1 protein-coding gene is annotated in these 1,351 nt (G+C 61.8%); it reads right to left on the reverse strand.

All coding sequences use genetic code 11. The features are described 5' to 3' along the window. Positions 1–19 precede the first annotated feature (19 nt). The gene (locus tag B0E51_RS11270) at positions 20–1,228 is read right to left on the reverse strand and encodes an IS4 family transposase (protein WP_077445017.1); all 1,209 of its coding nucleotides are present in this window, start codon (positions 1,226–1,228) and stop codon (positions 20–22) included. Positions 1,229–1,351 lie beyond the last annotated feature (123 nt).

Genomic DNA, 1,351 nt, shown 5'->3' on the forward strand with positions numbered 1-1,351 from the left:
CTGAGGTTTCCCCACGTTTTCATGCGGCCACAGCCATCTGATCGAGCAGTGCCGGAGACGGCTTTCGTATTTGCTCCACGAGTTTTTCAAGCCTGGCATTCGACCATCGTCTCACTAGCGCCTCACGGCCGAGCCGCACGATCGAGTACAGCCGTCGCCTGGATCGAAACGGCATCAGCCATTGATCAATGCCTGCGGTTTCGCAAGCCATACCGACCAGCCAACTGGCGAAAGCCGCCATCGTGTGGAGTAGCAGCAACACCTCGATGCGCTTGCCCTTGCGGGTCAAGCTGTCCTCAAAGGCATGACCGTAGCGGTGCGATTTGAGGTCCCGGAAGGACAGTTCGATCTGCATGCGTCGCGCATACAACGCGACCATTTGCCGGGCGCTCAAGTGACTCAGTGTCGGTGAAGCGATGAGGAGCCATGGCTCCCGCTCACGCGCCGCGTTCTGCTTGCTCTTCTTGGTGCGTGAGGGCACGCCCTGACGATTGCGTTGTTTGCGTCCCTTCGGTGGCTTGGCATGCACTACCACGCGGCAACGCCATGGCTTCGCGCGCACCGTATCCATCAGCCCCAAGTCGCGTGGCGCGGCGACGGCCAACTCATAGAGCGCCCGACACGGTACCCACGCATCCGGCGTATTCACTGTATCGACAGGCTTGACCAGCGTGCGGTGGCGCAGACGGCCAAGCCAGTCCCAACCCATCGCTTCGACGGCTCGGAACCATGGCGCGCGAAAGCCAGCATCGGTCACCAGGATCGGCTGTACATCTTCGGGAATCAGCGTCGCCAACCGTTGCAAGAACTGCTTCTCTGCCGCCGGCGAACCCTGTTGCCCGTCGGGGAAGACCATGTCCAATATCGTCAGGGTACGACCACCGACGGGAACCGCCGCGCGTAAAAGATGCCAGCGCTGATCGGCCTTCAGATTGCACCAATCCAGCACGATCACCGGATGCGGGCCGCGCAGCAGCCAGCGCGCCATGGCTGCATGCAAATGCTCACGCTCCGCGTGCAGATGCCGGTTGCCCAGCAGTCGATCAAGCGCCTTCAGCGGCGCACGGATACGCTCTGCATCGGGCCATGCGCGGGCGACGTCGATCAGAGTCAGGCGTCGGCCGTGGATCAACGCTTCCACGGCGCGCAACAACACACGACGGCGCAGCGCATGCATCGGCTGCAGTGCATCGCCCAAGCACTTTTGCAATACTTTGGTCGCGCGCATGGTGTGGTCTCCTCTGGCCTCGTAACCCGTGGGGAATGACCGCATCATGCGCGCACTGTTTCTTCAGTCCGCACGCAAGGCGTTGATTGAGCGAAGAGATTCGTGGGGAAACCTCAGCCTCCG

Source organism: Rhodanobacter sp. C05 (genome assembly GCF_002001165.1).
Classification (GTDB): domain Bacteria; phylum Pseudomonadota; class Gammaproteobacteria; order Xanthomonadales; family Rhodanobacteraceae; genus Rhodanobacter.